Here is a 12722-nt window from a genome sequence, read left to right on the forward strand (position 1 = left end):
TAAATCCATTTATTGCGGCCAAAGCTGCTGGTGTAAAGACTCAACGACATCAGCAATACGCGGACCCATTCCCAGAATCAGGTTTTGATCAACGGTGATAATGCGCTGGTTTTTCCATGCGGCAGTGTGGGTAATTCCGGCAATAGAACGTAGCCGGTTAATATCGCCATCGACCATTTGTGAGGTTACGACAATCACTTCTGGATTAGCCGCAATCAGTGATTCTGCACTGTAGCTTTTGTACTGCTGGTGGGTTGCGACGTTTTCTGCTCCGGCAAGCGAAAGAATGGCGTCCGCGACGCTGCCTTTACCGGCAACCTGTGGCGCACTTCCGCCTGCGGAGAGAATAAACATGGCTTTAACCGGGGCTTTTTTGCCCGCCACGTTTTGCTGTACTCGCTCCAGGCGTTGGTTGATCTGTGTCACCAGCGCCTCGCCTTGTTCAGGAACCTGTAGCGTTTTTGCCAGTTGGCGAATGTTGGCGTACATCTGCTCAAGGGTGGCAGGCACACGCGGCAGGGTGACGACGTTGACTTTCTGCGCTCGTAGTTGGTCGAGCACAATTTGTGGCCCGGCATCCTGCCAGGTAATTACGCTATCCGGGCGAAGTGACAAAATGCCTTCGCTGCTGAGTTGTTTCCAGTAGCCAATATGCGGCAGTTTGGCGGTTTCTGGTGGATAAGATGTCGTTTCATCGACACCAACCACGCGTTCGCCAGCGCCCATCGCGTAGATTAGCTCCGTCAGCGATCCTCCTGCGACCACGATACGTTCGGCAGCCGTTACGCTAAAAGCCCAGCTAAGAGCCAGTACTGCCGTAAACAATTTTTTTCGTTTTACCGCGGTCTTCGCGGCAGAGGCCACGGCTGAAATACATAACGTCAGTGGGGAAAAAAGAAACGGCCTGGTGATGATCCTTGGCATAATATGAGAACTCTTATCAAATTGAGAATGATCATGATTATCATTTGAGTTATATATGAAATACAACCGTCGATTCAATACGCAAGGCGTTACAAGCGTATTTATTTTTGATTTTTATCAAGATGCTTCGTCAGCTAACGTTCTTGTTACCGACTAAATTTCAGCGCGGGAAAAAGCTGAGAACCCAGAGATATCGCGGCTTGCAGAGCAAAGAGAAGAGAAAATTATCACTGTTAACGACAAAGTTTAGTGATGAGGTCATGGGGGAATAACCATAAAAACAAAGTGGTTTCCAGGGCGCAGGATAGGTTTCATAACCCCCTGTTTATTGTGTTAATGGCGGTTAAAAAAAGCTTGATCATAAAAAATTGATCGATAATAATTCTCATTATCACGTTCGCGCTTAACAAAACACGACCATATGGATAACAAAACCATAGCATTTGCAAGGGATAACGCACAGCGCTCTTCACTCCTGATGGGGCATATCGTTTTGCCTGACAAAGAGGGCGTGCTTTTGCGTATTTGCCGAGATACCAGGCAATTTCATGGGATATAAACGCCTGTAAACTCACCCGGCGAATATTATCGCTCTGAATTTTAAATAAATTTATTTTTCGCCAGCCACCCCGGTATTAACCCAGGCAGCCAGCATTTTTTATTTTCCTCATGGAGAATCGCTATGTCACGTCCGCAATTTACCTCGTTGCGTTTGAGTTTGTTGGCTTTGGCTGTTTCTGCCACCTTGCCAACGTTTGCTTTTGCTACTGAAACCATGACCGTTACGGCAACGGGGAATGCCCGTAGTTCCTTCGAAGCGCCTATGATGGTCAGCGTCATCGACACTTCCGCTCCTGAAAATCAAACGGCTACTTCAGCCACCGATCTGCTGCGTCATGTTCCTGGAATTACTCTTGATGGTACCGGACGAACCAACGGTCAGGATGTAAATATGCGTGGCTATGATCATCGCGGCGTGCTGGTTCTTGTCGATGGTGTTCGCCAGGGAACGGATACCGGACATCTGAATGGTACTTTTCTCGATCCGGCGCTGATCAAGCGTGTTGAGATTGTTCGCGGACCTTCAGCATTACTGTATGGCAGTGGCGCGCTGGGTGGGGTGATCTCCTACGATACGGTCGATGCAAAAGATTTATTGCAGGAAGGACAAAGTAGTGGTTTTCGTGTCTTTGGTACTGGTGGCACGGGGGACCATAGCCTGGGATTAGGCGCGAGCGCGTTTGGGCGAACTGAAAATCTGGATGGTATTGTGGCCTGGTCCAGTCGCGATCGGGGTGATTTACGCCAGAGCAATGGTGAAACCGCGCCGAATGACGAGTCCATTAATAACATGCTGGCGAAAGGGACCTGGCAAATTGATTCAGCCCAGTCTCTGAGCGGTTTAGTGCGTTACTACAACAACGACGCGCGTGAACCAAAAAATCCGCAGACCGTTGAGGCTTCTGAAAGCAGCAACCCGATGGTTGATCGTTCAACAATTCAACGCGATGCGCAGCTTTCTTATAAACTCGCCCCGCAGGGCAACGACTGGTTAAATGCAGATGCAAAAATTTACTGGTCGGAAGTCCGTATTAATGCGCAAAACACGGGGAGTTCCGGCGAGTATCGTGAACAGATAACAAAAGGAGCCAGGCTGGAGAACCGTTCCACTCTATTTGCCGACAGTTTCGCTTCTCACTTACTGACATATGGCGGTGAGTATTATCGTCAGGAACAACATCCGGGTGGCGCGACGACGGGCTTTCCGCAAGCAAAAATCGATTTTAGCTCTGGCTGGCTACAGGATGAGATCACCTTACGCGATCTGCCGATTACCCTGCTTGGCGGAACCCGCTATGACAGTTATCACGGTAGCAGCGACGGCTACAAAGATGTTGATGCTGACAAATGGTCATCTCGTGCGGGGATGACTATCAACCCGACCAACTGGCTGATGTTATTTGGCTCATATGCCCAGGCATTCCGCGCCCCGACGATGGGCGAAATGTATAACGATTCTAAGCACTTCTCGATTGGTCGCTTCTATACCAACTATTGGGTGCCAAACCCGAACTTACGTCCGGAAACTAACGAAACTCAGGAGTACGGTTTTGGGCTGCGTTTTGATGACCTGATGTTGTCCAATGATGCCCTGGAATTTAAAGCCAGCTACTTTGATACCAAAGCGAAGGATTACATCTCCACGACTGTCGATTTCGCGGCTGCGACAACTATGTCGTATAACGTCCCGAACGCCAAAATCTGGGGCTGGGATGTGATGACGAAATATACCACTGATCTGTTTAGCCTTGATGTGGCCTATAACCGTACCCGCGGCAAAGACACCGATACCGGGGAATATATTTCCAGTATTAACCCGGATACCGTTACCAGCACCCTGAATATTCCGATCGCTCACAGTGGCTTCTCTGTTGGTTGGGTCGGTACGTTTGCCGATCGCTCAACACATATCAGCAGCAGTTACAGCAAACAACCTGGCTATGGTGTGAATGATTTCTACGTCAGTTATCAAGGGCAGCAGGCGCTCAAAGGTATGACCACTACTCTGGTATTGGGCAACGCCTTCGACAAAGAGTACTGGTCGCCGCAAGGCATCCCACAGGATGGTCGTAACGGAAAAATTTTCGTGAGTTATCAATGGTAATCATCTGCCCCGATATTTCGGGGCATTTATCTGGAAGGAAGAGAGACAATGAACCACTACACACGCTGGCTTGAGTTAAAAGAACAAAATCCCGGAAAGTACGCGCGTGACATCGCAGGTTTAATGAATATTAGCGAAGCAGAACTGGCATTTGCGCGCGTCACGCACGATGCGTGGCGGATGTGCGGCGATATCCGTGACATTCTGGCGGCGCTCGAAAGTGTTGGCGAGACCAAATGTATTTGTCGTAATGAATATGCAGTCCATGAGCAAGTTGGTGCGTTCACAAACCAGCATTTAAACGGACATGCCGGATTGATCCTCAATCCGCGCGCGCTGGATTTGCGTCTGTTTCTCAATCAATGGGCCAGTGTTTTCCACATCAAAGAAAATACGACTCGTGGCGAACGCCAGAGTATTCAGTTCTTTGATCATCAGGGCGATGCATTACTAAAAGTTTATGCCACCGACAATACCGATATGGCGGCATGGAGTGAGCTTCTGGCACGGTTTATCACCGATGAGAATACGCCGCTTGAGTTAAAAGCCGTTGATGCGCCAGTTGTTCAAACGCGAGCCGATGCCAGTGTGGTCGAGCAAGAGTGGCGGGCGATGACCGACGTTCATCAGTTTTTTACGTTGCTCAAGCGCCACAACCTGACGCGCCAACAGGCGTTCAATCTGGTGGCAGATGATTTGGCCTGCAAAGTATCCAACAGTGCGTTGGCGCAAATTCTTGAATCTGCACAGCAGGATGGCAATGAAATCATGGTGTTTGTTGGCAACCGTGGCTGCGTACAGATTTTCACTGGCGTGGTAGAAAAAGTGGTGCCAATGAAAGGTTGGCTGAATATTTTTAACCCGACGTTTACTCTTCATCTATTAGAAGAGAGCATTGCTGAAACCTGGGTAACCCGTAAACCTGCTAGTGACGGTTATGTGACCAGTCTGGAATTGTTTGCCCATGATGGTACGCAGATAGCGCAACTTTATGGTCAACGTACAGAAGGCGAACAGGAGCAAGCGCAATGGCGTAAGCAAATTGCTTCGCTGATACCGGAAGGCGTTACTGCATAACGTATAATTAAAGGGAGGTCTGGCTATTTATTGCTGGGCCTCTTTATATTAATCAATCGATCACACCAGATAATCAATATGCTGATGGCGTACCAACTCATTGATCCGCTTAAGATTGAGGATCATCATGATATTGTGTTTATGGCAGTAGAACGTTTTTAGCGATATTTTCAGTTTCTCCAGAATATCTTCCGTTGTCATTTGATTCGCAATACAGCTTAGAACCTGATGCTGCTTGCGCGAAAGGGACACATCCGCTTCAGGCACAGAGCAGTAACTGCCATTGATGAGTGCGACAAAGTCGATGATGGTGATAGTTCGCGGAACAAAGGTCACCGGTACTTTCCCCAGGCAGCGTTTAATATTAAAGGGAGAGAAAATAATCACATGGACAGGTTTTAATCGTTCAATCTGAGTGAGCAAATTAGAATGAAATACATTATTCATTAATGTATCAATAATGACGAAGGCATGCTGATGCAACATTACGTCGATCTCTTCTTCGTTCTGTATATGAACGACATTACCTTTGCTCAGAATGTTTTTCATCGCAGTGAAGAACATCGTATCCCTGGTAATTATAAGAAACATAACCGACTCCTGGTGCGGACATTAACTTTATAATCAGTTTGCCAAAGGTAATTAACAGGACAGGGCTTATAATAATAATAGTTAGCTGGCTGTGTATTAATTTGATGTAATGCATGATGCAGATGCTGAGAAAGCATCTGCATCTCTCGGTGGTGTTATTTGACCAGCTCAGGTGTTACTTGACTCACCGCATTGGTGTAGTAAGGCGCGCCCCAGCCCGGTTCCGGCCAGAATGCACCATAGCCGTAATCCCACAGGTTATAGGTGGTATTAACCACTTCTCTCAAATGCCACACCTGGATGCCCTGCATATTCACTTCCAGGAAGTTATACGGGACTTTATTGATAAAGCCAGGTTGTTCACCCTGAATGGTACCGAGGATGGTAACAAAGTGATTACGATAGTTCACTGGATCAAGGAAGCCGCTTTGTCTGGCGAGCAGTCGGCCCTGATAGTTGGCTTCAATATCAGGCTTCGCATAGCTATCCAACGGTAATACAGCGATTTCTAACAACGTATCCGTTTTGCCATTGATAACGTTGATAACCTTCCCGCCAAAGCGCGCTTGTTGACCAACATATAACCCCGGCTGGTTATGAACAGCAACAAAACTTTTTTGAATATCAGGTTGGTTATTGCCTTTGATATTTTGCGGAATTGAACTACATGCGGCAAGCAAAAATGAAAGGCTGAGGATGAGTGCACCTTTTGTCATGTTCATGTTACTATCCTTATCAACAAATATTAAAACCATAATAGATATTTCTTTATAGTTTTCATCTGATTCTGAGGCGATATGCCTGATAGTAACGTAAACCTGTCTGATGTTTATATTCCTTCAATTCAATTTAGATAATTATGGGGCGTGATATGAGTATGACATCGCCCCATGATATTAGCGACATATTTTAAAAATACTTAAAATATATTTTTATTCATTAGTTATAAAGTGCTAATGTTCAAAATTATGGTATTATATTCTGGTAATGCGTCGATAAGCGAATTCTTTTACCAGTTGGTAATTTTATTTCCACCCCGTAATTTATATCTTTTTCATTAGGTAGCGGCATCTTTAAATAAGGACTGTGCGATATTTTTTCGAGTTGAAGCGTCCTGTATTTAAAAGCATTGAATTCATCTTTAGACATTGTTGCCCATTTTTTAATTTTATTGTATAGGTGGTCTGTCGTAACAATTTGAAGTTGCTCGTAACATTCCTTTTGGAATTCTTGTTGATATTTTAATATATCTTTAAATGTAAGGTTTTTTACCTTTGTCTTTAAAAGTTGTATTATCGTTGAAGCAATTTCAGATTTTGCTCGCAAAGATTCATCATTAATAGTTAACAGTGTTGAAAACAATCCATCAATTTGTTTGTCAAGGTGCTGATCATAGTTATGTAATTTGGGGATGGGATGTTTTTTATGTAAAAAAATAGTATTTAATAAATTTGCGTCAGTGAAATCTATATTGAGCAAATCTTCATAATAAAATTTTGACAAGGTCAGAACGAGCCCTGACATGTCTTGTCCTGTCATATTGAAATTAATAAAGTCACATCCAGAAAATACATTCATCCTGTTTTCATTTTCACTATGCGCAACATACAATTTGGCCAGTTTCAGATACAAGCTTTGAATGTCTTTTATCTCAGATGGTAAGTCTGCTCGTTGCCCAGCGAAAATGTTATTATCTGAGCAAACAGTTTGGATGCTGAATGTTTTAGGGATTTCCTCTTCTATGAGAATTCTTGTTGTGATTGGTCTGTTGGGTGTTGGATTAACGACTACAATGATTTGACATTCAGAATCTTTATCTTCTTGGTATATAATTTTATTTATCTGATTAAATATTGTTTGCGTCTGTTGCGTGAGTGGCTTTGAATCTATCGATTCAATGTTATTAATAATATTCACAAGTTGATCTACAACTCGTGAATATTCTGCATCTGTAAATGGGGGGATTGTGTGGCACTCATTAATTTGTTGTGATTGTTTTTGCGCAAAATATAATTGTTCAGGATGGTTTTCTTCACCTGGGAATGAGAAATTAATGAGTTGTTTTTCGCTATTATCATAAGGGCGCTTTGAAGTCTCCGGGGCTTTAACATCATTAAATATTTTGTCGGTATTTATAGTACAATTATAAATATCACCATTATATATATTTATTATACCAGGGGTAAAATCAATTGACATAACATTCCTTATTGATCATCTTTTTTTGCAAAATGTTTAGTTAATATGATAATTAGAGATATGAAATTATTTCCTTCAATGCAGCTATAAATACGATGCGACATATCTTCCTGATATAATTATCTTTAACTTCCATTTTATTTCTATGTGGTAATGTTTGAGTATAAAAAGGCAGTGATAGTATCGTAAAATAATGCGCTAGCAACTATCAAAAAACGCTCATTTTAAAAGGTTATGATATGCTTTGAAGGTGTGTGATGTGAAATTTTAGTGATCTTTTTTAAGTGTAGTAATAAAATTGGTTAAGCTGTATTGAAATTATTTAAAGAAGTGTTGCATTAGTATCTGAAATTTTTCCTTTAAAAGGGAGGATGAGACAAAAATGCGCAGCTTCGGCGCTAAAAATTCTTTAGTTTGATTTTGTTAACTTTAAAATAGCATCTGAGTCATATAGCTATACCTAAAATAACCGTCATAAATGCCACTTAGCAAAACAGATGGCGAAGGAGCCACGAAGAACAAATAAGGGGGCATATCCCCCTTTAGTTATTTCAGGCGCTTACCCGCTTCATCAACCACTTTCTCGCCATCTTCCTTGGTGAACGCGCCTTGTTGCGCATCTGGCAGAATTTCCAGCACGACTTCTGAAGGGCGGCACAGGCGAGTTCCCAGCGACGTCACTACAATCGGGCGATTAATCAGAATCGGGTGCTGAAGCATAAAGTCGATTAACCGATCGTCAGTAAATTTATCTTCTGCAAGGCCCAGTTCCTCATACGGCTCAACGTTTTTACGCAACAGCGCACGAACGGAAATCCCCATATCGGCAATGAGCTTGACCAGTTCATCGCGCGTTGGCGGTGTTTCCAGATAATAGATAATGGTCGGTTCTGTACCGCTGTTGCGGATCATCTCCAGCGTATTACGCGACGTGCCGCAGGCCGGGTTGTGATAAATAGTAATGTTGCTCATATCAGTATCTCATTACGATGTGAAAGAGAGACGAAGCGCCAGCGCGGTAAGCGTCACAAACAGCACCGGCAGGGTCATGATAATCCCTGTACGGAAGTAATATCCCCAGCTGATAGTCATATTCTTCTGCGAAAGTACGTGCAGCCAGAGTAGCGTTGCCAGGCTACCAATCGGTGTAATTTTCGGCCCCAAATCGCAGCCAATCACGTTGGCATAAACCATCGCCTCTTTGATGACACCAGACGCCGTGCTGCCATCAATGGACAACGCGCCAACCAGTACCGTCGGCATATTGTTCATAATAGAAGAGAGGAAGGCGGTGAGGAATCCGGTGCCGAGCGTCGCCGCCCACAGGCCGTTATCCGCCAGCACGTTGAGTACGCCAGAAAGATATTCCGTGAGTCCGGCATTGCGCAGGCCGTAAACCACCAGATACATGCCGAGCGAGAAGATGACAATCTGCCAGGGTGCACCGCGCAGCACTTTACCCGTATTAATCGCATGACCGCGTTTAGCGACGGCAAATAATATCAGCGCGCCTACTGCCGCAATGGCGCTTACCGGAATGCCGAGCGGTTCCAGGACGAAAAATCCCACCAGCAGAAGCAGTAAAACAACCCAGCCAGTTTTGAACGTCGCAGGATCTTTAATCGCATCTGCGGGAGATTTTAGCAGCGCCATGTCGTAGTTCTGCGGAATATCTTTGCGGAAATAGAGATGCAACATCACCAGGGTAGCCAGTATTGCAGCGATATCCACCGGCACCATCACCGAGGCATATTCGCGAAAACCAAGGCCAAAGAAATCTGCTGAAACGATATTCACCAGGTTAGAGACAATAAGCGGCAGGCTGGCGGTATCGGCAATGAATCCGGCCGCCATAACAAACGCCAGCGTAGTGCCTTTGCTGAACCCTAAAGCCAGCAGCATGGCGATGACAATCGGCGTCAAAATAAGCGCCGCGCCATCATTGGCAAACAGGGCCGCAACGGTAGCACCGAGCAGGACAATCCAGGTAAACAGCAAGCGACCTCGCCCATTGCCCCAGCGTGAGACGTGCAGCGCCGCCCATTCAAAAAAGCCGGACTCATCCAGCAGCAAGCTGATGATAATGACGGCTATAAACGCAGCCGTCGCGTTCCAGACGATATTCCACACCACCGGAATATCGCCCGGATGGACCACGCCAGTAACTAACGCCAGTACGGCGCCCAGTGTCGCACTCCAGCCGATGCCTAAACCTTTCGGCTGCCAGATAACCAATACGATGGTCAGGACAAAGATAGCGCCCGCCAGTAACATCATGCCTCCTGGATAAAACACATTCGAATATTCATATGTGTTTAGATAAATTTTTTAACTACAAATATTCTTACTGTCTGCGGAACAATTTTGTCTGGCGAGGTTACGGACAATCACCTGAACCTTTTCCTGTTCGCATCGCCAGGCCTGCTCAATAATTTTCGCCGCCCATGCTGGAATATGCGGCGATAAACGGTAATGAACCCACTTTCCTTGCTTGCGATCCAGTAATAGTCCGCTTTCACGCAGTAACGCCAGATGGCGGGAGATCTTGGGCTGCGACTGATCGAGGGCAGTGCAGAGATCGCAGACGCATAACTCTCCCAGCTCGCTGAGCAGTAAAACGATGCCCAAACGGGTTTCATCGGCAAGAATTTTGAAGAGTTGGATGGGTAACAGAAATGACATATTACGCTCCTGATTGTTGCACTTAGTGTCTCTCTTCGAAGCGGATAAGTCAAAAACATATATGACTTAACGAATATGTAAGTGTAGAGAAAGGTATAGGTGTGAATTAAGCGTTGGGTGTTCATTTGAAAGGAAGTCTGAATCAGGATGTAAAAAAACCGACTTTGCGTCGGTTTTTTACTCTTCAGCCAGAGTTGGTGGCTCTGGCTGGAGTGAGAATGCCCACATCTAACGGTTCAATACTATTAGCCAGTGGCTAACATTGCAAGCGTTAGCGATTTCTTCAGCTGGCGAAGGGACAGTTTGCTATACATGGTGGTGAAAGAGGATTGATATACTTTCATCGGGTCGCTGCCGTACCAAGCCTTGTCCGAATCCGGACGTAAAAAAACCGACTTCGCGTCGGTTTTTTTACTCTTCAGCCCAGAGTTGGTGGCTCTGGCTGGAGTGAGATAGCCATCATCTAACACATCAATGCTAATACCATACTGAAACCATTGCAAGGACATGCTGGTTTTATAACCCGCAAGTACTGTATGATTATCCAGTTGGCTCTGAGGCATTTTCACTCTGGCAATGCGCATAAACGCTTTCAAAGTCCTGATCAGTGGTACGGGTGGTGCCGTTAACTGATGCTCTGGCCGGAGTGAGATAGTCGTCATCTAACAATGAGGCATGCGCCGTGACAGGCAGTGGATGAGTAAGCGGATGCATTCTCACTCCATCGCATGGAGACAACGGGTGATTGATAAAGCAATCATCGTTCTTGGGGCGTTAATTGCGCTGCTGGAACTGATCCGCTTCCTGCTTCAGCTTCTGAACTGATAGCGGAAACGTAACTAAGGGCAAAGAGCACACCACTCTTTGCCCTTTAACATTTAACGCATGGTAACGAACTCTTCTGCCGCCGTTGGGTGAATGGCGACGGTATTGTCGAAGTCTTTTTTGGTTGCGCCCATCTTCAGCGCCACCGCGAAGCCCTGCAACATTTCATCCATACCAAAGCCAATGCCATGAATACCGACAATCTTCTCTTCCGGTCCAACGCACACCAGCTTCATGCGGCACGGCTGGCGGTGAGTGGTGACGGCGGTATACATCGCGGTGAAAGAGGATTTATACACTTTCACCTGATCGTCGCCGTATTGCTCGCGCGCCTGCGGCTCTGTTAAACCAACAGTCCCAATCGGCGGATGGCTGAAGACCACGGTCGGAATATTGCTGTAATCCAGATGCTCATCCGGCTTGTTATTAAACAGGCGTTCAGAGAGGCGGCGGCCTGCTGCAACTGCCACCGGTGTCAGTTCCACTGCGCCCGTGTTATCGCCCACCGCGTAAATACCTTCAACGCTGGTATTTTGATATTTATCGACGACGATATAGCCTTTTTCGTTGGTTTTTACGCCAGCGGCTTCGAGGTTAATGTTGTCATTGGCAGGCTCACGACCAATCGCCCAAATCAGGCAATCCACCGTTTCACTGCGACCATCTTCCAGCTCCAGCGTCAGGCTGCCATCAGCATTTTTCACGACCGCTTTCGGGATGGCGTTGGTGTGCAACTGCGGACCTTCGGCGTTCATCACTTCGACCAGCGTTTCAGAGATCATCGGGTCGAAGCTGCGCAGCGGCGCATGTTTACGAACAAACAGATGCGTCTTTGCGCCGAGGCCGTTAATCACACCCGCCAGTTCAACGGCGATGTAACCCGCGCCAACAACCGCTACACGCTCTGGCAAAGCAGGAAGGGCGAAGAAGCCATCGGAATCAATACCGTATTCCACGCCCGGAATATCCGGGTGGCTCGGGCGACCGCCGGTGGCGATCAGGATATGATCGGCCGTGATGGTTTCGCCGTTTACTTCAATGGTTTTGGCATCAACGAAGCGGGCAAAGCCTTTGATTACATCAACGTTATTTTTACCGAGCACGTTTTCATAGGAGGTATGAATACGGTCGATATAGGCGGTACGGCTGGCGATCAACGTTTCCCAGTTGAACTTATTGATGGTGGTATCGAAACCATAATCCGGGCCGTACATGTGGATCGCTTCACGGATTTGCGCCGCGTGCCACATCACTTTTTTCGGCACGCAGCCAACATTCACGCAGGTGCCGCCCAGTTCTTTGGCTTCAATCAGCGCGCATTTCTGACCGTACATAGCCGCGCGGTTGATGGAGGCGATACCGCCGCTGCCGCCGCCGATGGCGATGTAATCATAGTGTTTAGTCATGACATATTGTCCTTATCGTTGATTACCGCGATTGTAGCGCGAGACGTAATAGGTGCCAGCGATGGCTGCAATTACTCTGGCACGATCCAGCTTACGGTGGCATGCCCGGTGCCAGCCGGAACCAGTTTGCTGTGCAACCACGGCAACACGTTATTCATCTGCTGTTCCAGCTTCCACGGCGGGTTAATCACAATCATGCCGGAAGCGGTCATGCCACGGCGATCGCTGTCTGGCAGTACCGCCAGTTCAATTTGCATAATCTTGCGAATACCGGTCGCTTCCAGATCGTGGATCATGCGCTTGATTTGCTGACGCAGCACCACTGGATACCACAGCGCGTAGACGCCTGTGGC

General features: G+C 46.5%; 12 protein-coding genes and 1 pseudogene. 3 read left to right on the top strand and 10 right to left on the bottom strand.

Features of this window, described 5'->3' with window-relative positions; translation table 11 throughout:
• Window positions 1-9 precede the first annotated feature (9 nt).
• A complete protein-coding gene (shuT, locus tag ATB02_RS23410; RefSeq protein WP_123059862.1) occupies window positions 10-924 on the bottom strand; it encodes a heme ABC transporter substrate-binding protein ShuT in 915 nt (304 codons plus the stop codon).
• A 682-nt stretch (window positions 925-1606) separates the two neighbouring features.
• Here shuT and chuA point away from each other — a divergent pair.
• The gene (chuA, locus tag ATB02_RS23420) at window positions 1607-3589 is read left to right on the top strand and encodes a TonB-dependent heme/hemoglobin receptor ChuA/ShuA (protein WP_032185375.1); all 1983 of its coding nucleotides are present in this window, start codon (window positions 1607-1609) and stop codon (window positions 3587-3589) included.
• 48 nt (window positions 3590-3637) lie between these two features.
• Entirely contained in the window at window positions 3638-4666 is a 1029-nt protein-coding gene (gene chuS / locus ATB02_RS23425; protein WP_032185374.1) for a hematinate-forming heme oxygenase ChuS, read from the top strand.
• A gap of 60 nt (window positions 4667-4726) precedes the next feature.
• Here the strand turns inward: chuS and ATB02_RS23430 are convergent, their stop codons facing one another.
• The 7 genes from ATB02_RS23430 to ATB02_RS26380 form a co-directional block, all read right to left on the bottom strand.
• Window positions 4727-5257, bottom strand: a complete 531-nt coding sequence (locus tag ATB02_RS23430) for a helix-turn-helix transcriptional regulator (RefSeq protein ID WP_000478615.1) — start codon at window positions 5255-5257, stop codon at window positions 4727-4729.
• A 155-nt stretch (window positions 5258-5412) separates the two neighbouring features.
• Window positions 5413-5979, bottom strand: coding sequence for an outer membrane lipoprotein Slp (gene slp, locus ATB02_RS23440; protein ID WP_001057453.1), 567 nt, complete (start codon window positions 5977-5979; stop codon window positions 5413-5415).
• A 244-nt stretch (window positions 5980-6223) separates the two neighbouring features.
• A complete protein-coding gene (locus tag ATB02_RS23445; protein ID WP_024212291.1) occupies window positions 6224-7456 on the bottom strand; it encodes a hypothetical protein in 1233 nt (410 codons plus the stop codon).
• Window positions 7457-8002: 546 nt separating this feature from the next.
• Window positions 8003-8428 carry a glutaredoxin-dependent arsenate reductase gene (gene arsC / locus ATB02_RS23450; protein ID WP_088542108.1) on the bottom strand — a complete coding sequence of 142 codons (426 nt, stop codon included), beginning with the start codon at window positions 8426-8428 and terminating at the stop codon, window positions 8003-8005.
• A 12-nt stretch (window positions 8429-8440) separates the two neighbouring features.
• The gene (arsB, locus tag ATB02_RS23455) at window positions 8441-9730 is read right to left on the bottom strand and encodes an arsenite/antimonite:H(+) antiporter ArsB (RefSeq protein ID WP_105272325.1); all 1290 of its coding nucleotides are present in this window, start codon (window positions 9728-9730) and stop codon (window positions 8441-8443) included.
• Between the two features lie 54 nt (window positions 9731-9784).
• Window positions 9785-10138, bottom strand: a complete 354-nt coding sequence (gene arsR / locus ATB02_RS23460; RefSeq protein ID WP_000008961.1) for an As(III)-sensing metalloregulatory transcriptional repressor ArsR — start codon at window positions 10136-10138, stop codon at window positions 9785-9787.
• Window positions 10139-10383: 245 nt separating this feature from the next.
• Window positions 10384-10722, bottom strand: coding sequence for a hypothetical protein (locus ATB02_RS26380; protein ID WP_162754263.1), 339 nt, complete (start codon window positions 10720-10722; stop codon window positions 10384-10386).
• Window positions 10723-10879: 157 nt separating this feature from the next.
• Between ATB02_RS26380 and dinQ the strand changes: the two genes are divergently transcribed.
• Complete coding sequence (dinQ, locus tag ATB02_RS23475; protein WP_001295215.1) at window positions 10880-10963, top strand: damage-inducible type I toxin DinQ; 84 nt, start codon at window positions 10880-10882, stop codon at window positions 10961-10963.
• Window positions 10964-11016: 53 nt separating this feature from the next.
• Here the strand turns inward: dinQ and gorA are convergent, their stop codons facing one another.
• Complete coding sequence (gene gorA, locus ATB02_RS23480) at window positions 11017-12369, bottom strand: glutathione-disulfide reductase (protein WP_000160796.1); 1353 nt, start codon at window positions 12367-12369, stop codon at window positions 11017-11019.
• A gap of 71 nt (window positions 12370-12440) precedes the next feature.
• Window positions 12441-12722: pseudogene (rlmJ, locus tag ATB02_RS23485) on the bottom strand (23S rRNA (adenine(2030)-N(6))-methyltransferase); the annotation flags it as partial.

Origin of the sequence: Escherichia sp. MOD1-EC5189 (assembly GCF_002966045.1) — a bacterium.
GTDB classification, from domain to species: domain Bacteria; phylum Pseudomonadota; class Gammaproteobacteria; order Enterobacterales; family Enterobacteriaceae; genus Escherichia; species Escherichia coli_F.

Coding starts and splice junctions, on each gene's coding strand:
- shuT (WP_123059862.1), bottom strand. CDS start 924: ATGCCAAGGATCATCACCAGGCCGTTTCTTTTTTCCCCACTGACGTTA.
- chuA (WP_032185375.1), top strand. CDS start 1,607: ATGTCACGTCCGCAATTTACCTCGTTGCGTTTGAGTTTGTTGGCTTTG.
- chuS (WP_032185374.1), top strand. CDS start 3,638: ATGAACCACTACACACGCTGGCTTGAGTTAAAAGAACAAAATCCCGGA.
- ATB02_RS23430 (WP_000478615.1), bottom strand. CDS start 5,257: ATGTTTCTTATAATTACCAGGGATACGATGTTCTTCACTGCGATGAAA.
- slp (WP_001057453.1), bottom strand. CDS start 5,979: ATGAACATGACAAAAGGTGCACTCATCCTCAGCCTTTCATTTTTGCTT.
- ATB02_RS23445 (WP_024212291.1), bottom strand. CDS start 7,456: ATGTCAATTGATTTTACCCCTGGTATAATAAATATATATAATGGTGAT.
- arsC (WP_088542108.1), bottom strand. CDS start 8,428: ATGAGCAACATTACTATTTATCACAACCCGGCCTGCGGCACGTCGCGT.
- arsB (WP_105272325.1), bottom strand. CDS start 9,730: ATGTTACTGGCGGGCGCTATCTTTGTCCTGACCATCGTATTGGTTATC.
- arsR (WP_000008961.1), bottom strand. CDS start 10,138: ATGTCATTTCTGTTACCCATCCAACTCTTCAAAATTCTTGCCGATGAA.
- ATB02_RS26380 (WP_162754263.1), bottom strand. CDS start 10,722: ATGCGCATTGCCAGAGTGAAAATGCCTCAGAGCCAACTGGATAATCAT.
- gorA (WP_000160796.1), bottom strand. CDS start 12,369: ATGACTAAACACTATGATTACATCGCCATCGGCGGCGGCAGCGGCGGT.